This is a genomic window from Streptomyces sp. NBC_00568 (genome assembly GCF_026341855.1).
GTDB lineage: Bacteria > Actinomycetota > Actinomycetes > Streptomycetales > Streptomycetaceae > Streptomyces.
Map to the genome: position 1 here is coordinate 5375032 of NZ_JAPENW010000001.1, position 22617 is coordinate 5397648.

Below are 22617 nucleotides of genomic sequence, written 5' to 3' on the forward strand. Positions count from 1 at the left end.
GCGGTACGGAAGCGGATCCAGGAGTACGCACCTGACCCGACCGGTCCAGAAGAATCTTGGTGATACGCCGATGAGTTCTGCTTCTCCCGCGGGTCCACCACAGCGTAGGCACCGTTCCGTAGGAGGAGCACATGACGCTTCCGCAGATCGTCTCGCGTGAGCAGTGGCGCGCAGCGCGCGAGGAACTGCTGGTCAAGGAGAAGGCCGCCACCCGCGCGCGCGACGCTCTCAACGCGGAGCGGCGCGGACTGCCGATGGTCGAGACCGACAAGCGGTACGTCTTCGAGAGCGGCGAGGGGAAGGCGACGCTGCTCGACCTCTTCCGGGGACGGGACCAGCTCGTCGTCTACCACTTCATGTTCGCTCCCGAGTGGGACGCGGGCTGCCGCAGCTGTTCGGGCTTCCTCGACCAGATCGGGCACCTCGCCCATCTGCGGGCCAGGGGAACCGAGTTCGCCGCGGTGTCCCGGGCGCCGTACACGAAGATCCTTCCGTTCAAGGCCCGGATGGGCTGGACGGTGCCCTGGTACTCGTCGTACGACAGCGACTTCAACTACGACTTCCAGGTGTCGTTCGGCGGGGACGAGCCCTACGAGCGGCCCGGGGTGAGCTGCTTCCTGCGGGACCGCGACCGCGTCTTCCACACGTACTCCACGTACGAACGCGGGCTCGACGGGCTCGGCTCCACGACCTCCCTGCTGGATCTCACCGCGCTGGGGCGCCAGGAGGAGTGGGAGGAGCCCAAGGGGCGCGCATCCGTACGGGGAGCGCCCGCGGGCAGTGAACGCGTCCGGTACCACGACGAGTACGAGGACTGACACCACGCGTACGGGCCTGCCGCTTCCGTCACGCGGGACGCGCCGCGTCCCTCACAGCGGGCCCGGGACGGAGTGTCGACTTCGTCTCAGTACCGTCACTACCCGAGCCGTTCACCCCATGGCAGGCGTTTTACTCTCCAGAGCAGCGCGACATGGAGGTACAGGGTGAACGGGCGAATGGTGCTGGAGCGCTTTCCGGCCGGCGGACCGCGCGGGTCGTGGCCCGCGGAGGAGTTCGCACAGGCGCGCCGTCAGGAGGGCCAGGCCGCGGAGGTCGTCATGGATCTCGCCTCCGACGCGTTCCTGGTCGTCGTGGGCGGTGCCGACGGCGTGGAGTGAGGTCCGTGCCGGACCGGCCGCGCCGGGGCGCGGGTATCCGGGGCACCCGTGGGCATCTTTCCGTAAGCCGCTCGTCCGCAGTGAGGCGCTCGTCCGCAGTGAGCGGTCGTCCACCGTGGGCCGCTCGTCCGCAACGAGCTCGCCCGCAACGGGCAGAGGCCGTGCGGGTCCCTGCGGCCCCGCCGTGAGGCCGGGCGCCCGGTGAGCCCCCCCCCGCGGGCCCCCGCCCGGCTCACGCGCTGATCGGGCGCGACCAGACAGGTGTCGTCCCCGTGACCCGGCACAGGGCCAGATACAGCGGTATCGGCGGGGTATACGGAAGCGTGCCATCCGGTTTGTGGATGAGCCCGGGAATCCGGGGCGAGTCCGGTACGACAGCCCCCGCGACATAGTGGGCGGGCGACGGCCACTCCAGAGCGACGTCGGAGTCGGAAGGAACGATCCACCACCAGTGCGCCGGGTCCGCGTAGACACAGCCCACGCGCGGCAGCCTCGGCAGCAGCAGCGGTCCGAACCGGGCGGGCACCGACACCGCGTCACAGCCCAGCGGCACCTTCATGCCCTCGGGAACAGGGAGGCGCCTGAGCGGCCCGGGCGCGGGCCGTCCGCGCTTCATCCGGACCAGTGTGTCCAGGCTCAGGACCTGCGCGGCGGACCCCGCCGCCGACGTACGGCTCACAGGCTCCCCCGATCCAGGTCTCGATTCCCGTCCCGATCCAGACTCCGGGCGGAGGGAGTCCGGGGGACCCCCACGGTTCCCGCCCCCCAGAACCCCTCCGCACCCGTGCCCCGGCCGTCGTTCGGGGGCTTCTTCGCACTCCAGCCCAGATCCCCCCGCGGACCGGTGTCCGCGTGGGCGGTGTCATCGGCCCGGCCTGCCGAGCGCGCGAGCTCCGCCCACACCAGCAGGCCGGGCCCGGTGTCCTGGGCCCCCCAGGCCCTGGACACTGCCGCGACGAGAAGCAATCCCCTCCCGTGCTCCTCGTCGGGCCGTTGCGGGGAGGGAAGCGGCTCGCCCGGAGCGCGTCCCTCGTCACACACGGCTATGCGCACCAGGTCGTCCGCGTCCTGCAGCTCGCAGACGACGCGTTGCCCGGCGGCGTGCACGATCGCGTTGGTGACCAGCTCCGAGACCACGAGGGTCGCCGTGTCGCAGGTGTCCTCGCACACCGCCCAGCCGGACAGGCGGGACCGGGTCAGGCGTCTCGCCTGAGCCACGGAGCCCGGGTGTGCGGCCAGCTCGAAGCGGAAGCGGCGCTCGGCTGTCGTGCCCGGGTGGTGCCCCGTGGCGGCACGGAGACCGAACCGGTCTTCGGCGGCGTCTGTTCCTAACGGCGCGGACGGAATCACGGTTGCCACTATCGCCCCGCCGTGAACACTTGGCAAGTGTCACTCTGAAAAATGCAGAGTGCCGTGTGACGCCGTGGGGGCGCGTGGCACACTGCTCGCAACAGCAAGCCGAGCGGCGCCAGTTGGGATCGTCGAGGAAGACGAGGAAGAACCCGGACGGCGCCGCCCGGGCTGTCCGGACTCAGTGGAGGTGGGACGTGAGCGAACCGCGCTCCGCGCCGACGGTCGGTCAGGTCGTCCTCGGCCGGCGACTGCTGGACCTGCGGGAACGCGCGGGTCTCAAGCGTGAGGAGGCCGCGCGGATCCTGCGCGTCGCCCCCGCCACGGTCCGCCGCATGGAGATGGCGGAGGTCTCCCTCAAAATTCCGTACCTCCAGCTCCTGCTGAAGTCGTACGGCGTGGGCGACGAGGAGGCCGAGGTCTTCGTCCAACTGGCCGAGGACGCCAACAAGCCCGGCTGGTGGCAGCGGTTCCACGACATCCTGCCCGACTGGTTCTCCATGCACGTCAGCCTGGAGGGCGCGGCCGCCCTCCTGCGCTCGTACGAACCCCACTTCGTCCCCGGCCTGCTGCAGACCGAGGACTACGCCCGCGGCGTCCTGAAGGCGGGCGCCATCGGGCAGACCAGGCCCGAGGACATCGAGCGCCACGTGGCGCTGCGCATGCAACGCCAGGACCTGCTGACACGTGACGACGCACCCCGGATCTGGGCCGTCATGGACGAGACGGCGCTGCGCCGCACCATCGGCGGCCCCGAGGTGATGCGCGCGCAGATCGACAAGCTGCTCCAGGCCACGAAGCTGCCCAACGTGACGTTGCAGGTGATCCCGTTCTCCTCGGGTCCGCACCCCGGCACGTACGGGCCCTTCGTGCTGTTCCGATTTGCCATGCCGGAACTCCCGGACATGGTCTACAGCGAGTACCTGACCGGCGCCGTCTACCTGGACGCGCGCTCCGAGGTGGCGACCCACCTGGAGGTCATGGACCGCATGGCGGCTCAAGCCGCTACGGCACATCGCACGAAGGAGATCCTCCGGGATCTCCGCAAGGAGCTGTGAATGGAACGCATCAAGCCGGAACGCATCAACTCGCGAATAGGCAACGTGCGCATCTACAACGGAATGCCCGCCCGTGAACTGGGCAGCGAGGGCTGGCACAAGCCGTGGAGCGGCGGAAACGGCGGCAACTGCCTGGAGGCGATGAAACTCGCCGACGGCCGTATCGCCGTGCGCCAGTCGGCGGACCCGGACGGACCCGCCCTCATCTATACGCCCGGCGAGATGACGGCGTTCATCCAGGGCGCGAAAGCGGGAGAGGCGGACTTCCTTCTCTCCTGAACGACTTGAGTTCTCTTTTCCCCGACTTTCCTGAATTTGGTTCTGAGTTGATCACTTACTACGGCGCGGACTTACGGAGACCGTCATGACCGGGCAGACCCCCATCGAGATGGACACGAGCAAGCCGCATCCCGCGCGGATGTACGACTGGTATCTCGGCGGCAAGGACAACTACCCCGTCGACGAGGAAATGGGCCGGCAGATGCTCGCCCTCGACCCGAGGGTGCCGGTGATGGCCCGGGTCAACCGCGCCTTCATGCACCGTGCCACACGCTGGCTGGCCCAGAACGGTGTGCGGCAGTTCCTCGACATCGGCACCGGCATCCCGACCGAGCCGAACCTCCACCAGATCGCCCAGGCCGTCGCACCCGACGCACGGGTCGTGTACTGCGACAACGACCCGATCGTGCTGGCCCACGCGGCAGCCCTGCTGCGCAGCTCGGACACGGGAGTGACCGAGTATCTGCAGGCCGACGTGCGGGACCCGGACGCCATTCTCGACGGGGCCAGGAAGATCCTGGACTTCGACCGGCCCGTGGCGCTCTCCCTCGTGGCGCTGCTCCACTTCGTCTCCGACGCGGACGGCGCGCACGACCTGGTCGGCCGCCTGCTGTCCGAACTGCCCTCCGGCAGCTACCTGACGGTCACCCATGCCACCGCCGACTTCACCCCCGAGGAGTCGGCGGCGGCGATCGAGAAGCTCAAGGCGGCGGGCGTCACCCTGGCACTGCGCTCCCGCGAGGAGTTCAGCCGCTTCTTCGACGGCCTCGACCTGGTCGAGCCGGGCGTCTCGGTGGTCCACCAGTGGCACCCGGAACTGGGCGAGCCGGTGCCGGGCCAGGACGACGGCGTCATCCCCGGGTACGGGGCGGTGGCACGCAAACCGTAGGTTTTTCGAGGCAGTCGCGTACCCCGCCGTCGCGTCTCCCGGGTACCGGGACGCGGCGGCGGGGTGCGGGCCTTCAGGGGGCGGGTCCTCCACGGTGCGATGCGACGGGACGGCAAGAGGACTGCCTTGGCGTCGGCCGGCCGTCGGCGCGACACCGGGTCGAGCGCGCTCAGCCGGGCGGCAGTACGTCGCACAGCGCGTCCAGCGCCGCCCCGTAGGCATGTTCCGCGGGCGTCGCGTACCCGACCACCAGCCCGTCCGGCGCGGACATCGCCGCCCCCGGGTGCCGGAACTCGGCGAGCCCGTCGAGCGCGACCCCCTGCCAGACGGCCGCCTTGACCGCCGACCGCTCGGTCCCCGGCGGCAGCCGCAGTACCGCGTGCAGCCCGGCCGCGATCCCGGTGACCTCGACGTGCGGCGCCCGCGCGGCGAGCGTGGCCACCAGCCGGTCGCGCCGTCCCCGGTACCGCTGCCGCATGCGCCGCACATGACGGTCGTACGAACCGGAGTCGATGAAGTCCGCGAGCGTCAGCTGGTCCAACGCGCTCGCCCACGCCTCCCGTTCGCCCTTGGTCTCCAGCACGGGATCGACGAACCGCTCCGGAAGGACCATCCAGCCGAGCCGCAGCGCCGGTGACAGGCTCTTGCTGACCGAGCCGATGTGGATGACCCGCTCCGGGTCCAGCCCCTGCAACGCGCCCACGGGTTTGCGGTCGTAGCGGAACTCCCCGTCGTAGTCGTCCTCCAGGATCACCCCGCCCCGCGCGCGTGCCCAGTCGACCACCGCCGCGCGCCGCTCGGCGTGCAGCGGGCCGCCGGTCGGGAACTGGTGCGCGGGCGTGAGCAGTACGGCCCGCTCCCGCCCCAACTCGTCCACCAGCGCGCCGTCTTCGTCCAGCGGCAGGGGCACGGTCCGTACGGAGGCGTCGGCCAGGAGCTGCCGGTGGAAGCCGAGACCGTACGACTCGACCGCCAGCGGCCCCCGAAGGACCTGCGGGAAGAGCAGGCGCAGGGCATGGGCGAAGCCCGAACAGATCACGATCCGTCCGGGCTCCGTGCGCACCCCGCGAGCCCGTGCCAGGTACTCCGCGAGTGCCTCCCGCAGCTCCGCCCGCCCGGCCGGATCACCGGGCCCGAAAGCCTCGTTGGGTGCCTGCTGGAGGGCCCGGCGAGCGGACGCCAGCCAGGCGGCACGTGGGAACGACGACGCGTCCGGAGTGCCCTGCCGCAGGTCGTGCCGGGGACCACGCGCGCGGGGCGCCTTCTTGGGCACGCGCGCGGGAGCCCCCGGCGCGGCGGCGCCCGCCCGTCGCCTCCCGCGCGGGGGAGTCACCCCCGCGGCGACCCGGGTGCCCGAGCCCTGCCGGGCGGTCAGCCAGCCCTCGGCGACGAGCTCGGCGTACGCGTCGGCGACCGTGTTGCGCGCGACGCCGAGGTCCGCGGCGAGCGACCGGTACGGCGGCAGCCGGGTGCCCGGCACGAGCCTCCCGCTGCGTACGGCCTCGCGCAGCGCGCGGGTCAGCGCGGCCCGCCGCCCGCCGGGACCCGACAGCTCCAGGTGCAGATCGGCACCGATCCGCTCCGCAGAATTGACCCATGATTCCGCCATGGAAATGCACCCTACAGCCGGTCTATCCGGCCCGTAGATTCATGGTCATGACGACGAACGCGAACACCACGACGGACACGAACGCGAACACCACGACGAACCCGGGCACCACGACGGACACGAGCACCGCGGCGGCCGCCGCTGGTGCCGCCGGAGCCGTCGGCGCCGGTGGGACGGCCGGGCCCGGAGCCGCCGGAGCCGCCAGGCTCGACCTCGCGAAGTCCGCCCCGAAGGTCTTCCGCGCCCTCATCGGCTTCGACGCGGCGGCCCGCGAGGGACTCGACCCGGCCCTCGTCGAACTGATCCAGATCCGCGCCTCGCACCTCAACCACTGCGCGTACTGCCTCCACATGCACACCAACGACGCCCGTAAGGCCGGCGAGAGCGAGGACCGGCTGCACATGGTCGCGGTCTGGCGCGAGGCCCGTCATTTCTTCACGCCGAAGGAGCGGGCCGCCCTCGCCCTGACCGAGGCGGTGACCCTGGTCGCCGACGCGGGTGTGCCCGACGACGTCTACGCCGAGGCGGCAGCCCACTTCGACGACCAGGAACTGGGCCACGTCCTCGCGCTGATCTTCGCGATCAACACCTGGAACAGGGTCGCCCTGTCGACGGCGAAGGTGGCCGGCACGGACCAGCGCCGCTGAGACGCCGTCCGGCCGGGGTCCGGCCCGCGCCTCGCGGGCGGTTCTCGGTGCTGATCTCGGCGCTAAGCGGTCATCGGGCGGTCGTACGGTCCGATCGGGGCCGGCAGCCGCAGACGCGCCGACCCGCTCAGTGCCCGGTCCACGGCCGCGGCGACCGCCCGGCCCTCGGCGATCGCCCACACGATGAGCGACTGGCCGCGTGCCGCGTCCCCGGCGGCGTACACCCCGGGGACGTTCGTGGCGAAGTCCGCGTCCCGGGTGATCGTGCCGCGCGGCTCGAGTGCCAGTCCCAGCTGGTCGATCAGGCCGTCGTGCCGGTCCGGGCCCGAGAAGCCGAGGGCGAGCAGCACGAGGTCGGCGGGCAGGGCCCGTCCCGAACCGGGGACCGGGCGGCGCCGCTCGTCGACCTCGACGAGATGCAGCGAGCTCACCCGCCCTTCAGCGTCTCCGTCGAAATGGAGCGTGGACGCGGCGAACAGCCGCGCATCCGCGTCCGCGGCGGGTGCCGTCCCCAGCGTGCCGGCCTCCTCGTGCGCGGCGGAGAGCCGGTAGATCTTCGGATACGTCGGCCACGGCTCGACGTCCTCGTCGCGCTCGGCCTCCGGCTGCGGATAGATGTCGAGCTGGGTCACGGACGCGGCACCCTCGCGCACGGCCGTCCCCAGGCAGTCGGCTCCGGTGTCACCACCGCCGACGATCACCACATGCCTGCCCGCCGCGGACAACGGGGAGACCTCCAGATCTCCCTCGCACACCCGGTCGGCCAGCGGAAGATACTCCATCGCCTGGTGAATGCCGGACAACTGCCGCCCGGGCACGTCCAGTTCGCGCCAGGCCGTGGCCCCCAGCGCGAGAATCACGGCGTCGTAGCGGGCCTTGAGCTCGGCCGCCCCTATGTCGGTGCCGATCGCCGTCGACGTACGGAACTTGGTCCCCTCCGCGCGCATCTGGGCCAGCCGCCGGTTCAGGTGCCGCTTCTCCATCTTGAACGCGGGGATCCCGTACCGCATCAGGCCGCCGATCCGGTCGGCCCGTTCGTACACGGCCACCGTGTGCCCGGCCCGGGTCAACTGCTGTGCCGCGGCCAGCCCGGCGGGCCCCGATCCGACGATCGCGACCGTCCGCCCCGAGAGCCGGTCCGGCGGACGTGGCGGTGTGAACCCGTCCTCCCAGGCACGGTCGGCGATGGCGACCTCGACGTTCTTGATGGTGACCGCGGGCTGGTTGATGGCCAGCACACAGCCCGCCTCGCACGGCGCGGGGCACAACCGCCCGGTGAACTCGGGGAAGTTGTTCGTGGCGTGCAGCCGGTCGCTCGCCGCCCGCCAGTCGTCGCGCGAGACGAGGTCGTTCCAGTCGGGGATCAGGTTGCCCAGGGGGCAGGCGTCATGACAGAAGGGGATGCCGCAGTCCATGCAGCGGTCGGCCTGTTTCTCGATGATCGGCAGCAGGGCTCCGGGAACGTACACCTCGTTCCAGTCCCGCACCCGCTCCTCGACGGGCCGGCGCGGATTCTCCTGGCGCGGTGTGGTCATGAAACCCTTGGGATCGGCCATGGCCGTCTCCCTCATGTACGCGTACCTGTGCGGGGCCGCACGGCCGTCGGCAGCCGTGATCGGCCGCGGAATCCGGACAGCACTCCCTTCCCGCCACGATACGTCGCCTCCGCACGCGGCGCCGCCCCGGACGACGGTACGTGCGGAGGCTTCGACCAGGGCTCGGGCCGGGGCCGGACGAGGGCGGGCGGACGGCTCAGGCGAGGGCGAGCGTGTACGACACCGCCGCGGCGGCCGAGGCGACCGTGCGCACGTGATTCCACATCGTCCACTCGCGCACATAGGTGGGCCAGTAGACGGCGGCCTCCGGTGTCCCGGACTCCAGCTTCAGCAGTGCGTCATTGCGCGGGACGTTCGCCGCGATCGTCACCCCGAACGAGCCGAACAGATACAGCGCGCTGCCGAGCAGCAACTCCACCGTCCCCTCGTCCGGCAACAGCACGAACGTCACCACCGCCAGCACCGCGCTCAGCACCGCCGACCCCACGAACACCAGCATGAACGGGGGGCGGACCGCGGCGACGTTGATCGCGTTCATCGCGGCGACCCCCTGCGCCGGCGGCAGCTTCGCGAGCGCCCTCATCACGAAGGTCGAGAAGCCGCAGAACACCCCCGCCACCAGCCCGCAGCCGAGCACCCCCAGCAGCGTCAGCACGAAATACGGTCCGTCGATCATGTCCACTCCCGCGTCGAAACCGCCAAGCCCAAGATCCTGCACAGCGCCAACCGTCACCACAAGTGAAATCCGCTACGACGGCAGTCGCCATGGCCGAGCGACGCGGACACATACGCGACCGTCCACCACCCGTCGCGGTGACGGCACATCTCCGCCTCCACGGCCCGGGTGCCCGGTCCGGCCCATCCGCTCGGCGGTTGAGCGGACCCCGGCCGCTGCCCGCTCACGCCCGCGCGGCCCGGGCCGCTGTCCGCTCACGCCCGCGCGGACCCGGGCCTCTGTCCGCTCACGCCCGCGCGGCCCCGGGACTCTGTCCGCTCACGCCCGAGCGGTGATGTCCTCGCGCCATTCCCAGAGCCTCGTGTCCACCGTGGCCGCGATCCGGCGGCGCGCCTCGTGCCGCGGAACGCCGCTCATCAGCAACTGGTCGTACGGGGTCTCCATGTGCCGTACGGACGCGCGGACCGCCGCGGTCACCGCCGCCTCGGACAGCGCGCGGCCCGCCGAGCTCCGCCCGACCCGCCCGCTGCCGCGCACCGAGGCGTGTGCGGCGATCGCTCGCGCCCGGTCGGCCGGACAGTGCGGAAACAGCCGGCGTATCTCCCGCGCGAACGCGTCCGTGAAGCGGACGTCCTCCGCCTCCCGGCGCCGCGCGTCCCGTGCCCGGCGTCGCCGACGTGCCTCCGCGTCCGCCAGGCACCGCTCCTCGGCCCGGGCGAGGGCCGCCTCCTCGACCAGGACGCCCTGCCGCTCGTACCGGCCCCGCCGCCGGTTGAACCGCAGCACCACGGCCGACAGTGTGCTGCCCTCCCGCGATCTGCGTGTCAGCGCGGTGTCGCCGCGAGCCAGGAACACCAGGTGCCCGAGATCCACGCAGTCCAGACACCGAGGTGCCCCCTCCTCCAGCACCAGCAGGGGGAGCGGCCCGCTCCGGCACTCGGCACAGTGCCGCTTCTTGAGCGGCTGGACGACGAGAGGCCCGTTCCGGTACGGGGGAGCAGCGATCGGTGCCATACGCGGTTCCTTCCCTGCACCGGCCCGACATCTACGTCGTCCGACGGTGCCTTCGCGCGACCAGCGCCCCGGCCACGCGATCCCGGCCGCTCCCGCTCGCCGCGGGCATCGCCCGCCGGGCCCCTTCCCGATCGCTGCATCATGGGCCCTGTGCGACTCGAAGCGATCACCTGGGAACGGCTCGGCGACCTCCTCGCCGACCGCCTGCTCGACCTGAAACCGGACGATGGCAGCCCCTGGCCACGCATCGCCTTCGACGGAGCCCCGGCCGCCCGCCCCGGCGAACTCGCGCACCGCGTCTCCGAGGCGCTGCGCGTACGCGGCCGTTCCTCGCTGGTCGTCGGCGCGGAGGGCTTCCTGCGTCCCGCGTCGCTCCGGTTCGAATACGGCCACCAGGACGTCGACGCCTATTACGACGGCTGGTTCGACACCGGCGCTCTCTGGCGCGAGGTCTTCGGTCCCCTCGAACCCGGCGGCGACGGCAGGCTCCTGCCCGACCTCTGGGACCCCGCCACCGACCGGGCCACCCGTAGTCCCTACGTCCAACTCCCGCCCGGCGGAATCCTGTTGCTCCACGGCCCCCTCCTCCTGCGTCACTGGTTCCCATTCGATCTCAGCGTCCACGTACTCCTCTCCCCGGGCGCCCTGCGCCGCCGTACCCCCGAGTCGGAGCACTGGACCCTCCCCGCTTTCGCCCGCTACGAGAGCGAGGGGGACCCGGCCGGCGCGGCCGACATCCTGGTGCGCGCCGACGACCCCCGGCACCCCGCGTGGAACGGCTGATCACGAAGGCCGGCCCCGCCCCTCGCCGCGCCCCAGGTGCGTAGCCCCAGGGGCGCGGCGAGAATGTAGGGCGCCGGGACTAGCGGTGTGTTCCGCGCCGCGCCGGCCGTCCGGCACCGGGAGGTACTACATGACCACCGCCGGAGACATCATGCATCGTGGTGCCCAGTGGATCCCCGCCCACGAGACCCTGGACCGCGCCGCCCAGCTGATGCGCGAGCTCAACGTGGGTGCCCTGCCCATCAGCGACGAGAACGAACGCCTCTGCGGCATCCTCACGGACCGCGACATCGTCGTCGGCTGCGTGGCCATGGGCCACGACCCCGCACGGGTCACCGCGGGCGAGATGGCCCAGGGCACACCGCGCTGGATCGATGCGGACGCCGATGTCGGCGAAGTGCTCCAGGAGATGAAGGGGCACCAGATCCGCCGGCTTCCGGTGATCGAGAACAAACGACTGGTCGGCATGATCAGCGAGGCCGACCTCGCCCAGCACGTCAGCGACGAACAACTCGCCGCCTGGGTCGAGAGCGTCTACGCGAGGGGTGCGAGCAGCGCGACGGGCTGAACCCGTCGATCCTCCCGACCCGACCCGACTGACCCGGCCTGACTGACCCGGCCTGACTGACCCGGCCCGACTCGAACGACCCCGACCCCACCGACCCCGACCCGGGCGAATCAGTCCGAAGGCAAGCGAAGCGAGTCACCCGCTCTCGTCTACGCGTCTCCGGCTCTGCGGAGTACGCGACGCGCTCTCTCGTCCGGCCGGCCGTGCCGGGCGAGAGACGTGTCAGAGCCAGCCGTTGCGCCGGAACCCCCGGTAGAGGACGAGACAGGCGATGGATATGACGCCGATGACGATGGCGTAGCCGAACCTCCAGTGCAGTTCGGGCATGTTGTCGAAGTTCATGCCGTACACGCCGCAGACCATGGTCGGAACGGCGATGACCGCCGCCCACGCCGTGATCTTCCGCATGTCCTCGTTCTGCGCCACCGTCACCTGCGCGAGATGCGCCTGCAGGATCGAGTTGAGCAGTTCGTCGAAGGCGGCTATCTGCTCGGTGACCCGCAGCAGATGGTCGGAGACGTCCCGGAAGTACGCCTGTATCTCCGGGTCGACCACACGGATCGGCCGGGTCGCCAGCTCCTGGACCGGCCGGGCGAGCGGGACCACCGCCCGCTTCAGTTCGAGGAGTTCGCGCTTGAGCTGGTAGATGCGGCCCGCGTCCGCGCGTGCGCCGTCCTCGGCGAACACATCGGCTTCGACCTGGTCGATGTCGGCCTGGACCGAGTCCGTGACGTTGACGTACTCGTCGACCACGTGGTCCGCGATCGCGTGCAGGACCGCGGCCGGCCCCTTGGACAGCTGCTGCGGATCGGACTCCAGCTCCTCGCGCAGCGGGCCCAGCGACCCGTGTCGTCCGTGCCGCACGGTGATGACGAAGTCCGGCCCGACGAACAGCATGATCTCGCCGGTGTTCACCACTTCGCTGGTCGCCGTCAACTCCGTGTGCTCCACGTAGCAGACCGTTTTGAAGACCGCGAACAGGGTGTCGCCGTACCGCTCCAGCTTCGGGCGCTGATGCGCCTCGACGGCGTCCTCGACGGCGAGGGGATGGAGGTCGAAGAGTTCGGCGATGCCCGCGAACTCCAGGTCGGTCGGCTCGTGCAGGCCGAGCCAGACGAATCCCTCGTCGCGCTTGCGGATCCGCTCCACTGTGTCGACCAGATCGCGGCCCTCGGGGATCCTGGCGCCGCTCTGGTACGCCACGCAGTTCACCACCGCGGAGCCCAACGGCGACCGGGCGGGGTGGCTCAGGTCGACACGGGGTCGCCGCCGTGTCAGCCGCGCCACCTTGCGGAGGCCGTCGACCGCACCGAGAGCCGTCACCTTCCGCAAATTCCCTGCCATGGACATCTGGATCTCCTCGCGTGGATCTCCTCGGGCCGCACTCTGCGCCTGGCGGGCCAGTCTGCCAGGCCTGATCGGACACTGGAAAAGGCTGTGGGAACGGAACATTCCGTTCCGTGATGCGGGACACTCGGACAGCTCAGCGGCAGGTGGTGGCGCATGGCGGGGCGTGGCGCCGAGGACGGCACCCGTCGGGTGACGCGGGTGCCGACAACGGGAGCGTCGGCGATTCCGGACAAGCGGGTCAACTGGGATGATCTCCCCATGACGCAAGCCGACGGGTATCTCCTCGACAACCAGCAGACCGAGGCGGGACAGCGTTTCGACGCCTTCGCCACGCTCTTCGACCCCACGACGTTCAGGCACCTGGAGCGCTTCGGCGTCGGGTCCGGCTGGCGCTGCTGGGAGGTCGGGGCGGGCGGCACGTCCGTCGTGTCCTGGCTCGCCAAGAAGGTCGGTCCGACGGGGAAGGTCGTCGCGACCGACATCGACACCTCGTGGGCGGCGTCCGTCGCCCGCTCGCCCGTCGAGGTCCGCGTCCACGACGTGGGCGCCGAGGAACCGCCGGGGGAGGGCTTCGACCTCGTGCACGCCCGGCTCGTCCTGGTTCATGTGCCGGACCGGGAGCGGGCGTTGCGGTCGATGATCAAGTCCCTGCGGCCCGGCGGCCGAATCCTGGTCGAGGACGCCGATCCCGCCCTGCAGCCTCTGCTCTGCCCCGACGAGTACGGCCCCGAGCAGCAGCTGGCGAACCGGCTGCGCCAGGGTTTCCGCAAGCTGCTCGCCGAGCGCAGTGCCGACCTCGCCTACGGTCGCAAACTCCCGCGGCTTCTCCGGGAGGCGGGGCTGAGGGGCGTGGAGGCCGACGCGTACTTCCCCGTCACCTCACCCGCCTGCGCCACCCTGGAATCCGCGACGATCCGTCAGATCCGCGACCAGCTCGTCACAACGGGCCTGGCCACCCAGGAGGAGATCGACCGGCACCTGGCGAACGTCGCGGCCGGTTCCATGGATCTGGCGACCGCACCGATGATCTCGGCTTGGGGGCGCAAGAACTGAACGCGATGCGGGAGTCGGGCATGGGGTACCCGGGGCGCGACCTCATGCGGGTCAGGCGTTCAGCGAACCCGCGTCTTTCCTCCTCCTCCTCGCCGTCGACTTCCCGACGGCGGTCTTCCGCCGACCCGCTCCACCGCCTTCGCCCCGGCCGCGCACCCCGCCGTCGCCGCCTCCTCGGAGCCGGCGCCCGCGAGCAGTGCGGCGAGGAACGCGCCGGTGAACGCGTCACCGGCGCCCGTCGTGTCACGCGGCGTCGCGGGCAGCGCCGGGACATGGGCCCGGACGGTTCCGGAACGGGCCACCAGGGCCCCGGCGCCTCCCTGTTTGACGACGGCCAAGGGGAAATGGCGGCTCAGCTTGGCCGCCGCGTCGGCAGGATCGGGCAGCCCCGTCAGCAGGCACGCCTCGTCACGGCTGGGCAGCAGGACGTCCACACCCTCGGCGAGTTCGAGGAAGCGGTCCACGCCCAGCTCGGTGAGGAACCCCGCCGACGCGGGGTCGAGGCTCACCGGCACCCCCCGCGCCCGCGCCGACTCCAGTGCCGCCGACACCAGCGCCCGGCTCGGCCCGGAGAAGAACAGGTAGCCCGACAGATGCAGCCGCGCGACCCCGTCGAGCATCGCGGGCGACCAGTCGTCCGGTGCGAGCCGAAGAGACGCCCCGCTGTCCGTGAGGAACGTGCGCTCGGCCGACGCGCCGGTGTCCACCAGGCAGATCACTGTTCCGGTCGGTGCTTCCGGATCGGTCACCAGGAGGGGCCGTACGCCGCTCGCCGCGAGTTCGCGCTCGTGCCACGCGGCGGAGTCGCCGCCCACCCGGCCGAGCAGCCGCACGTCGTCACAGCCCTCGTACGCGGCCCAGCACGCGACATTGGCGCCGGCGCCGCCCGGCACGGTCCGGATGACGGCGGCCGTGTCGGTGCCGGCCGCCAGCGGCCCGCGATGCCGGGCCACGACGTCCGTGACCACGTCCCCGACGACGAGCAGCGCGCCCGCGGCATCCCCCGCGTCCCCTTCCGCCCCCGAGCGGTCCACCCCGCTCACGCCACGCCCCGGGTCGCCCCGATCCCTGCCGCTCACGCCCCCGCCCAGGCCGCCGCGATCCGCCCCGCGAGGCGTACGTTGCCGCGTACCGCCGCCAGATTGGCGCCGAGCGAAGCGCCGTCCGTGTGCCGGACCAGATAGCCGAGCAGGAAGGGCGTCACCGCCTGTCCGGTCACGCCCTCCGCCTCGCACGCGTGCAACGCGTCGGCGAGCACGCGCGCGTGGAGCTCGGGATCGAGCTGCTCCTCCTCGGGGACGGGGTTCGCGACGATGAGCGACGACTCGGGGGCGTCCAGCGCGTCCTGGGCGCGCATCACCTGCGCCACCTGTTCGGGGGAGTCCAGGGTCCAGTCCACGGGGTGTCCCGAGTCGGACAGATAGAAGCCGGGGAACCGGTCCGTGCCGTACCCGGCCACCGCCACGCCCAGCGTCTCCAGACGCTGCAGCGTCGCCGGCACGTCCAGGATCGACTTGACGCCCGCGCACACCACCGTGATCCGGGTGCGCGCCAACAGGCCCAGATCGGCGGACTCGTCCTGGGTCACCGTCCACTCGCGGTGCACACCGCCGAGCCCTCCCGTCGCGAACACCCGTACCCCCGCACGGGCCGCCAGCAGGGCTGTCGCGGACACGGTCGTCGCCCCGCTCGCCCCCGCGGCCACCGCGAGCGGCAGGTCGCGGTGCCCCAGCTTGCGGATCCCGTCCTCGTTCGCGACCCGTTCCAGCTGTTCCTTGTCCAGACCGACCCGCGGCCGGCCGTCGAGCACGGCGATCGTCGCGGGTACCGCGCCCTCCTCCCGGACCACATCCTCCAGTTCGAGCGCGACCTGCAGATTGCGCGGGCGGGGCAGCCCGTGCGCGATGATCGTCGACTCCAGGGCCACCACCGGCCGGCGCGCGTCGAGCGCCTCCCGCACCTCATCGGACACCACGATCACGCGCCTGCCTCCTGTCGTCGGTCGACGTTCCCCGTCCCTGGATCTCTGGCGAGCGGCGCGCCCGGCCAAACCCTTGCGACCTGCGGCGTACGACACCAGCCTGGGTGCATGACGGACAACTCGCCATGTCTCGACCATGTCGTTCTCTGGGTACGTGATCCGGTCGCCTCGGCCGACTTCTACGAGAAGGCGGTCGGCCTGGAGTCCCTGAGGGTCACCGAATTCGCCGCCGGAACGGTCCCCTTCCCCTCCGTACGTCTCAACGAGGAGACCGTCTTCGACCTCGCCCCCCTGGCTCTGGCGCCGGGCATGAACATGGTTCCCGGGGGTGCCGACAGTGCCGGCCACCCGGTCAACCATGTGTGCGTGGCCCTCGCGAGAGACACGTTCGACGCGCTGCGGGCCCGCCTGGAGGAACGGTCGGTCCCCGTCTCGGACTTCTCGTACGACTCCTTCGGAGCCCGCGGAATGGCCAGGCGCAGCTTCTACTTCCGTGACCCGGACGGGAATGTCTTCGAGGCCCGGCACTACGAGTAGCCCCCGCCTGCCGGGATCCCGTCCTTCGGCGGGAGATCGCCGGTGAAGGAGAGCGGAACGGCCTCCCGTCCCACAGGGAGACCCTCGCCGCCCGGGGCGGGAGGCCAGCCCCTAGGGTGTCCGCTCATGACCATGAACTCCCAGGCCACGCCCTCCTTCGCCGTGCACATTCCCGACGCCGAACTCGAACCCGAGCCGCTGGATCCGGCCCAGATCGTCTCCGGCGACCCCGCCGTGACGGGCAAGGTGCTCTGGGAGTCCGCCGACGGCAAGCAGCTGCGCGGCATCTGGCAGATCACGCCCGGCGTGGTGACCGACACCGAGGCGAACGAGCTCTTCGTCGTCGTCAGCGGCCGCGCCACCATCGAGGTGGAGGGCGGCGACGTCATCGAAGTGGGGCCCGGCGACGCGGCGTTCCTGCGCGAGGGCGACCGGACGACGTGGACCGTCCACGAGACGCTTCGCAAGGCGTACCACATCAGCCTCTGAGGACCCCGGGGAAGGCTCCCGCCGCCACCTCAGAACAGTGGCTCCGGGAGCACCCCTTCCAGTGCCAGCAGCTTCCGCTTGGTCTCCAGGCCGCCCCCGAAACCGCCGATGCCGCCGTCCCTCTCGACCACGCGATGGCACGGCACCACGACCGGCAGCGGATTCGAGCCCATGGCGACCCCCACGGCCTGCGCCGCCCCGGGCTGGCCGACCCGCGCGGCCAGGTCGCCGTAGCCCACGACGGAACCGAACGGAACACCCGAGTTCAGCTCGCGCAGCACCTGGCGGTTGAACCCCGAGATCAGCGACCAGTCGAGCGGCAGGTCGAAGTCGTGCCGCTCGCCCGCGAAGTACGCCTCGACCTGGCGTATCGCCTCGGCCAGCAGGGGTGACCCGGGCGCCTCGACGGGCTCGCTGCCCAGCCGGGACGTGAGCCGCTCGAGCGCCTTGCCGCGCACCGCGTCCGACGCGTGGAAGACGACGTTGACCAGGCCGGCGGGTGTCGCCGCGAGGAACAGCGGACCGATGTCGGTGCCGAGGACGGTCCACACGACCTGCTGCTCGTACTGCCCGTGGCTGTTCATGCGCTCCACCGTACGGCCCGCCACCGACAACGCCCGTGGCGCGGACACCGGCACCCGTCCGCGCCACGGGCGAGGGCGCTATTCCAGGGCCTCGCGGACCACGTCGGGCGCGTTCGTGATGACGCCGTCCGCGCCGAAGCCCGCCATGCGCAGCGCGGTGGCCGCGTCGTCCACGGTCCAGGCGAAGACCTTCATCGGGCCGTGCGGACCGTGGAGGGCGTGCACCGCGGAGACGTAGTCGGACGACAGCGACGTATGGTCCGGGTTGATCTGGTCGGCGAACTCCGCGTACCGGGGCAGCCGCGCGAGCGGAGGTGTCCCCAGGAAGGCCGTCGTGATGCCGGGCCGCAGATCGTGCACCGTCCGGACGCTGCCGGCGCTGAAGCTCTGGACGATCAGCCTGTCCCTGAGGTGCACCGGGTCGAGCCAGCCCTCGTTGCTCAGGAGCTTGAGGGTCTGTCGCTCGATGCCGGGATAGAGCTCGGGGTTCTTGATCTCCAGGACGAGCTTCTGATGGTTGCGGGAGAGGCGTTCCATGTACTCCCGCAGCGTCGGCACCCGCTCGCCCGCGAACTCCGGATCGAACCAGCTCCCGGCATCCAGGCGGGCGATCTCGGCCGCGGTGAAGTCCTTGACCCTCCAGGGACTTCGGCCGGGATAGACCTCCTCGACGTCGGTCGTGCGCGCCAGCGAGGCGTCGTGAAGGACGACCAGCTGACCGTCGCGGGTGCGCTGGACGTCGTTCTCGACCCACTCGAACCCCAGGTCGGCCGCGCGGTCGACGGCGGCCAGGGTGTTCTCGGGCGCGTAGGCCGACGCGCCGCGGTGGGAGACGACCAGCGGAGCCGTGCTCCGGCTGTCGGCGCTGGCGTGCGGGCCGGGCAGTATGAAAGCGGTTCCCCCAAGAAGCGCGGCGGTCGTGGCGGCGGCAACGCGCGCGTGCATGCCTTCTCCTCGCGTAGGGCGATCACGGTCAGTACAAGATTGACAGCAGAGAGTCGCCGAAGAGTGGAAGCGAGATGGCCGCGGATTGAATGGAGTTGTCCAAGTCCGCTCACTGGCGCCGCACAAGTGAGGAGAGGTCGTGATTCTTTGCCGGATTATCGTTCGACCATTCCGGTGGAGGTCATACTCTCTGCCTCGACCCGGTCCGCTCCGGTGGTCCGGAAGGCGGGGGTAGTTCGGGTATTTCCAGGAGTAACGGGGCGGGAAGGGCAGCCGCGCATGCAGGGCACGGTCGACGGCTTCACCTACGGACTCGTCACACCGCTGGTGGCGTACTTCATGGCTTGCCTGGGCGGAGCGCTCGGACTTCGCTGCACCACCAGATCCATGCTCGTCGCCGGTCCCTGGCGGGCCGGCTGGCTCGCGCTCGGCTCGGTCGCGATCGCCTCCGGCATCTGGACGATGCACTTCATCGCGATGATGGGCTTCACGGTCGAGGAGACCCCGGTCCACTACGACAAGCCGACCACGTTCGCGAGTCTGGGCGTCGCCGTCCTGATGGTCGGCGCCGGGATCTTCATCGTCGGCTACCGGGGTGCCACCGGGACGGCGCTCTTCACCGGAGGGACCGTCACGGGCCTGGGTGTCGCCTCGATGCACTATCTGGGCATGGCCGGGATGCGGCTCAACGGGAAGCTCGAATACAACACCCTCACCGTCTCCGCCTCGGTCGTCATCGCCGTCGTGGCCGCGACCGCCGCCCTCTGGGCGGCGGGACAAGTGCGTGGATTCCTCTGGAGCGTGGGCGCGAGCCTGGTCATGGGGCTCGCCGTCAGCGGGATGCACTACACAGGCATGGCCGCCCTCAGCGTCCATCTGCACGGCTCGACCGGCGCCGGCCCGGCCGGGGACTCGGCGGCCGCACTCCTCGCGCCCATGATGATCGGCCCCTTCGTGTTCCTCTGCCTGGCGGGCGTCGTCGTGATGTTCGACCCGCTGATGGTCATGGGCAAGCCCGACTGGAGCCCCGCGGAGATCAAGCGGCCGGGCGTTCCGGCCCATCCCGTCGCCACGCACGTCGTCGGCCGCCGTCCGGCCGTGCACCCCGTGCAGGAGCGTGGGCACCGCCGCTCCCGAACCCCGCAGAGCCGCTGATCCCGCCCGGTTGTCAGTGCGGGGTCGTACGGTGGATTCCATGCGGCCCGTATCCAAGATCGAACGTTCGGTGGCGCCTTTCGAGGTCGTCAGCTCCTTCCAGCCGGGCGGCGACCAGCCCACGGCCATCGCCGACCTGGAGAAGCGCATCCGCGCAGGTGAGAAGGATGTCGTGCTGCTGGGCGCGACCGGCACCGGCAAGTCCGCCACCACCGCGTGGATGATCGAGAAGCTCCAGCGCCCCACGCTCGTCATGGCACCGAACAAGACACTGGCCGCACAGCTGGCCAACGAGTTCCGTGAGCTGCTGCCGAACAACGCCGTCGAGTACTTCGTCTCGTACTACGACTACTACCAGCCCGAGGCCTACGTCCCGCAGTCGGACACCTATATCGAGAAGGACTCCTCGATCAACGAGGAGGTGGAGCGCCTGCGCCACTCCGCGACCAACTCGCTGCTCACCCGCCGCGACGTCGTCGTGGTCGCCTCGGTGTCCTGCATCTACGGCCTCGGTACTCCGCAGGAGTACGTGGACCGGATGGTCAGCCTGAAGGTCGGCGACGAGATCGACCGCGACGACCTGCTGCGCCGCTTCGTCGACATCCAGTACACGCGCAACGACGTGGCCTTCGCGCGCGGCACCTTCAGGGTCCGCGGCGACACCATCGAGATCTTCCCGGTCTACGAGGAGCTCGCCGTCCGCATCGAGATGTTCGGCGACGAGATCGAGGCCCTGTCCACGCTGCACCCGCTCACCGGTGAGGTCATCACCGACGACAACCAGATCTACGTCTTCCCGGCGTCCCACTACGTGGCGGGTCCCGAACGCATGGAGCGCGCCGTCAACGACATCGAGAAGGAACTGGGGGAGCGACTCGCCGAGCTGGAGAAGCAGAGCAAGCTCCTGGAGGCCCAGCGCCTGCGCATGCGCACGACGTACGACATCGAGATGCTCCGCCAGATCGGCTCCTGCTCCGGCGTGGAGAACTACTCGATGCACTTCGACGGCCGTGAACCCGGCTCCCCGCCGAACACGCTGATCGACTACTTCCCGGACGACTTCCTGCTCGTCATCGACGAGTCGCACGTCACCGTCCCGCAGATCGGCGCGATGTACGAGGGCGACGCCTCCCGTAAGCGGACCCTTGTCGACCATGGCTTCCGGCTGCCGTCCGCTCTGGACAACCGCCCCCTGAAGTGGGAGGAGTTCCAGAAGCGCATCGGCCAGACCGTCTATCTCTCGGCGACCCCGGGGAAGTACGAGCTCTCCCGCTCGGACGGCTTTGTCGAGCAGATCATCCGCCCCACCGGTCTCATCGACCCCCAGGTCGTCGTCAAGTCCACCGAGGGCCAGATCGACGACCTGGTGCACGAGATCCGGCAGCGCACCGAGAAGGACGAGCGCGTCCTGGTCACCACGCTCACCAAGAAGATGGCCGAGGACCTGACCGACTACTTCCTGGAACTGGGCATCCAGGTGCGCTATCTGCACAGTGACGTCGACACCCTGCGCCGCGTCGAGCTGCTGCGCGAACTGCGTGCCGGCGAGTTCGACGTCCTGGTCGGCATCAACCTGCTGCGCGAGGGACTCGACCTTCCCGAGGTCTCCCTGGTGGCGATCCTCGACGCCGACAAGGAGGGCTTCCTGCGCTCGGGAACGTCCCTGATCCAGACCATCGGCCGCGCGGCGCGCAATGTCTCCGGCCAGGTCCATATGTACGCGGACAAGATCACCCCGGCGATGGAGAAGGCCATCGAGGAGACCAACCGCCGCCGGGAGAAGCAGATCGCCTACAACAAGGAGAGGGGCATCGACCCGCAGCCCCTCCGCAAGAAGATCAACGACATCGTGGCGCAGATCGCCCGCGAGGACGTCGACACCGAGCAGCTCCTCGGCTCCGGCTACCGCAAGACGAAGGACGGCAAGGGTGCCAAGGCCCCCGTCCCCGCGCTGGGCGGCAAGGCGAATCGCGCCGCCAAGTCCGCCAAGGGCAAGGAGACCGTGCCGACCGACCGCCCCGCGGCCGAACTCGCCGGTCAGATCGAGGAGATGACGGAGCGGATGCGCGCCGCCGCTGCCGATCTCCAGTTCGAGATCGCTGCCCGCCTGCGCGACGAGGTGTCCGAGATGAAGAAGGAGCTGCGGCAGATGAAGGAGGCGGGCATCGCCTGACGGTCACCGCGGTGGCGCCGGACCTCGGTCGATGCGCGCTGTGTTGCAAGACCGACACAAAGTGCGCCCCAGGGTTCGGCGCTGTCAGTGCCCCTGCGTAGGGTTCTGCTCATCCGCGGATTCCGCGGCAACAGGGGACAGTTCGAGAGGGGAACAGCGCGTGACGGTCAACATGACCAAGGGTCAGGCCATCAGTCTGCAGAAGAACGACGGGGGCACGCTGACCGCGGTCCGTATGGGACTCGGTTGGCAGGCGGCCCCCCGGCGCGGCCTGTTCGGCTCGCGCACCCGGGAGATCGACCTCGACGCCTCCGCCGTGCTGTTCGCGGACAAGCAGCCCGTCGACGTGGTGTTCTTCCGTCACCTCGTCAGCGACGACGGCTCCGTGCGGCACACCGGTGACAACCTGGTCGGCGGCGTGGGTCAGGGCGGCGACGACGAGGCCATCCTCGTCGACCTGCAGCGCATCCCGGTCCACATCGACCAGATCATCTTCACCGTGAACTCCTTCACGGGCCAGACCTTCCAGGAGGTGCAGAACGCGTTCTGCCGCCTGGTCGACGAGACCAACGGCCAGGAACTCGCCCGCTACACGCTGGCGGGCGGCGGCCAGTACACGGCCCAGATCATGGCGAAGGTGCACCGCGCCGGAACCGGCTGGCAGATGACGGCCCTCGGAACGCCGGCCAACGGCCGCACGTTCCAGGACCTGATGCCCTCGATCCTGCCGCACCTGTAGGCAGCCGGCGCACACGCACGAAGCG

25 protein-coding genes are annotated in these 22617 nt (G+C 70.7%); 14 read left to right on the forward strand and 11 right to left on the reverse strand.

Annotated features, from left to right (window positions below):
- Nucleotides 1-131 precede the first annotated feature (131 nt).
- Together OOK38_RS23280 and OOK38_RS23285 are read left to right on the forward strand one after the other, a co-directional pair.
- Nucleotides 132-818 carry a DUF899 domain-containing protein gene (locus tag OOK38_RS23280; protein ID WP_266848782.1) on the forward strand — a complete coding sequence of 229 codons (687 nt, stop codon included), beginning with the start codon at nt 132-134 and terminating at the stop codon, nt 816-818.
- 165 nt (nt 819-983) lie between these two features.
- On the forward strand, nt 984-1157 hold the full coding sequence (locus tag OOK38_RS23285) for a hypothetical protein (RefSeq protein WP_261703432.1): 174 nt from the start codon (nt 984-986) through the stop codon (nt 1155-1157).
- Between the two features lie 232 nt (nt 1158-1389).
- Here the strand turns inward: OOK38_RS23285 and OOK38_RS23290 are convergent, their stop codons facing one another.
- Both OOK38_RS23290 and OOK38_RS23295 read right to left on the reverse strand, forming a co-directional pair.
- Nucleotides 1390-1773: a hypothetical protein gene (locus tag OOK38_RS23290; protein ID WP_266765631.1), complete on the reverse strand. Its 384-nt coding sequence runs from the start codon at nt 1771-1773 to the stop codon at nt 1390-1392.
- Nucleotides 1774-1832: 59 nt separating this feature from the next.
- Complete coding sequence (locus OOK38_RS23295) at nt 1833-2543, reverse strand: ATP-binding protein (RefSeq protein ID WP_266757544.1); 711 nt, start codon at nt 2541-2543, stop codon at nt 1833-1835.
- 161 nt (nt 2544-2704) lie between these two features.
- Between OOK38_RS23295 and OOK38_RS23300 the strand changes: the two genes are divergently transcribed.
- The 3 genes from OOK38_RS23300 (at nt 2705) to OOK38_RS23310 (ending at nt 4733) form a co-directional block, all read left to right on the forward strand.
- Nucleotides 2705-3565, forward strand: coding sequence for a helix-turn-helix transcriptional regulator (locus tag OOK38_RS23300; RefSeq protein ID WP_266757542.1), 861 nt, complete (start codon nt 2705-2707; stop codon nt 3563-3565).
- Nucleotides 3566-3844 (forward strand): DUF397 domain-containing protein, encoded by a 279-nt coding sequence (locus OOK38_RS23305; RefSeq protein WP_266757540.1) that lies wholly within the window; start codon nt 3566-3568, stop codon nt 3842-3844. It begins immediately after the preceding gene.
- Nucleotides 3845-3929: 85 nt separating this feature from the next.
- Nucleotides 3930-4733 carry an SAM-dependent methyltransferase gene (locus OOK38_RS23310; protein WP_266848784.1) on the forward strand — a complete coding sequence of 268 codons (804 nt, stop codon included), beginning with the start codon at nt 3930-3932 and terminating at the stop codon, nt 4731-4733.
- 169 nt (nt 4734-4902) lie between these two features.
- Here OOK38_RS23310 and OOK38_RS23315 read toward each other — a convergent pair whose 3' ends face one another.
- Nucleotides 4903-6342, reverse strand: coding sequence for a PLP-dependent aminotransferase family protein (locus OOK38_RS23315; RefSeq protein ID WP_266757537.1), 1440 nt, complete (start codon nt 6340-6342; stop codon nt 4903-4905).
- Nucleotides 6343-6389: 47 nt separating this feature from the next.
- Here OOK38_RS23315 and OOK38_RS23320 point away from each other — a divergent pair, with 47 nt between their 5' ends.
- Nucleotides 6390-6989: a carboxymuconolactone decarboxylase family protein gene (locus tag OOK38_RS23320; protein ID WP_266757536.1), complete on the forward strand. Its 600-nt coding sequence runs from the start codon at nt 6390-6392 to the stop codon at nt 6987-6989.
- A 62-nt stretch (nt 6990-7051) separates the two neighbouring features.
- Here OOK38_RS23320 and OOK38_RS23325 read toward each other — a convergent pair whose 3' ends face one another.
- The 3 genes from OOK38_RS23325 to OOK38_RS23335 form a co-directional block, all read right to left on the reverse strand.
- Nucleotides 7052-8545 carry a glutamate synthase subunit beta gene (locus OOK38_RS23325; protein WP_266757534.1) on the reverse strand — a complete coding sequence of 498 codons (1494 nt, stop codon included), beginning with the start codon at nt 8543-8545 and terminating at the stop codon, nt 7052-7054.
- A gap of 196 nt (nt 8546-8741) precedes the next feature.
- Entirely contained in the window at nt 8742-9221 is a 480-nt protein-coding gene (locus tag OOK38_RS23330; protein WP_266757532.1) for a DUF1772 domain-containing protein, read from the reverse strand.
- Nucleotides 9222-9539: 318 nt separating this feature from the next.
- Entirely contained in the window at nt 9540-10235 is a 696-nt protein-coding gene (locus OOK38_RS23335; protein WP_266757530.1) for a DUF2293 domain-containing protein, read from the reverse strand.
- A gap of 141 nt (nt 10236-10376) precedes the next feature.
- Between OOK38_RS23335 and OOK38_RS23340 the strand changes: the two genes are divergently transcribed.
- On the forward strand, nt 10377-11018 hold the full coding sequence (locus OOK38_RS23340) for a uridine kinase (RefSeq protein ID WP_266757528.1): 642 nt from the start codon (nt 10377-10379) through the stop codon (nt 11016-11018).
- Nucleotides 11019-11148: 130 nt separating this feature from the next.
- On the forward strand, nt 11149-11586 hold the full coding sequence (locus OOK38_RS23345) for a CBS domain-containing protein (RefSeq protein WP_266757526.1): 438 nt from the start codon (nt 11149-11151) through the stop codon (nt 11584-11586).
- A 222-nt stretch (nt 11587-11808) separates the two neighbouring features.
- On the opposite strand, the gene corA is transcribed toward OOK38_RS23345, so the two are convergent.
- Nucleotides 11809-12936, reverse strand: coding sequence for a magnesium/cobalt transporter CorA (gene corA, locus OOK38_RS23350; RefSeq protein WP_266757524.1), 1128 nt, complete (start codon nt 12934-12936; stop codon nt 11809-11811).
- A 258-nt stretch (nt 12937-13194) separates the two neighbouring features.
- On the opposite strand from corA, the gene OOK38_RS23355 reads away from it, so the two are divergent.
- Nucleotides 13195-13989 carry a methyltransferase domain-containing protein gene (locus OOK38_RS23355; protein ID WP_266757522.1) on the forward strand — a complete coding sequence of 265 codons (795 nt, stop codon included), beginning with the start codon at nt 13195-13197 and terminating at the stop codon, nt 13987-13989.
- Nucleotides 13990-14048: 59 nt separating this feature from the next.
- On the opposite strand, the gene OOK38_RS23360 is transcribed toward OOK38_RS23355, so the two are convergent.
- Complete coding sequence (locus OOK38_RS23360) at nt 14049-15032, reverse strand: carbohydrate kinase family protein (RefSeq protein WP_266757521.1); 984 nt, start codon at nt 15030-15032, stop codon at nt 14049-14051.
- A gap of 32 nt (nt 15033-15064) precedes the next feature.
- The gene (locus OOK38_RS23365; RefSeq protein WP_266757519.1) at nt 15065-15970 is read right to left on the reverse strand and encodes a pseudouridine-5'-phosphate glycosidase; all 906 of its coding nucleotides are present in this window, start codon (nt 15968-15970) and stop codon (nt 15065-15067) included.
- Nucleotides 15971-16078: 108 nt separating this feature from the next.
- Here OOK38_RS23365 and OOK38_RS23370 point away from each other — a divergent pair, with 108 nt between their 5' ends.
- The gene (locus OOK38_RS23370) at nt 16079-16507 is read left to right on the forward strand and encodes a VOC family protein (protein ID WP_266757517.1); all 429 of its coding nucleotides are present in this window, start codon (nt 16079-16081) and stop codon (nt 16505-16507) included.
- 126 nt (nt 16508-16633) lie between these two features.
- On the forward strand, nt 16634-16996 hold the full coding sequence (locus tag OOK38_RS23375; RefSeq protein ID WP_266757515.1) for a cupin domain-containing protein: 363 nt from the start codon (nt 16634-16636) through the stop codon (nt 16994-16996).
- Nucleotides 16997-17025: 29 nt separating this feature from the next.
- On the opposite strand, the gene OOK38_RS23380 is transcribed toward OOK38_RS23375, so the two are convergent.
- Together OOK38_RS23380 and OOK38_RS23385 are read right to left on the reverse strand one after the other, a co-directional pair.
- On the reverse strand, nt 17026-17580 hold the full coding sequence (locus OOK38_RS23380; RefSeq protein WP_266757513.1) for a methylated-DNA--[protein]-cysteine S-methyltransferase: 555 nt from the start codon (nt 17578-17580) through the stop codon (nt 17026-17028).
- 78 nt (nt 17581-17658) lie between these two features.
- Entirely contained in the window at nt 17659-18525 is an 867-nt protein-coding gene (locus OOK38_RS23385) for a glycerophosphodiester phosphodiesterase family protein (RefSeq protein ID WP_266757511.1), read from the reverse strand.
- 279 nt (nt 18526-18804) lie between these two features.
- Here OOK38_RS23385 and OOK38_RS23390 point away from each other — a divergent pair, with 279 nt between their 5' ends.
- The 3 genes from OOK38_RS23390 (at nt 18805) to OOK38_RS23400 (ending at nt 22592) form a co-directional block, all read left to right on the forward strand.
- A complete protein-coding gene (locus OOK38_RS23390; RefSeq protein ID WP_266757509.1) occupies nt 18805-19680 on the forward strand; it encodes an MHYT domain-containing protein in 876 nt (291 codons plus the stop codon).
- A 40-nt stretch (nt 19681-19720) separates the two neighbouring features.
- Nucleotides 19721-21853: an excinuclease ABC subunit UvrB gene (gene uvrB, locus OOK38_RS23395; protein ID WP_266848786.1), complete on the forward strand. Its 2133-nt coding sequence runs from the start codon at nt 19721-19723 to the stop codon at nt 21851-21853.
- 160 nt (nt 21854-22013) lie between these two features.
- Nucleotides 22014-22592, forward strand: coding sequence for a TerD family protein (locus OOK38_RS23400; RefSeq protein ID WP_266757505.1), 579 nt, complete (start codon nt 22014-22016; stop codon nt 22590-22592).
- Nucleotides 22593-22617 lie beyond the last annotated feature (25 nt).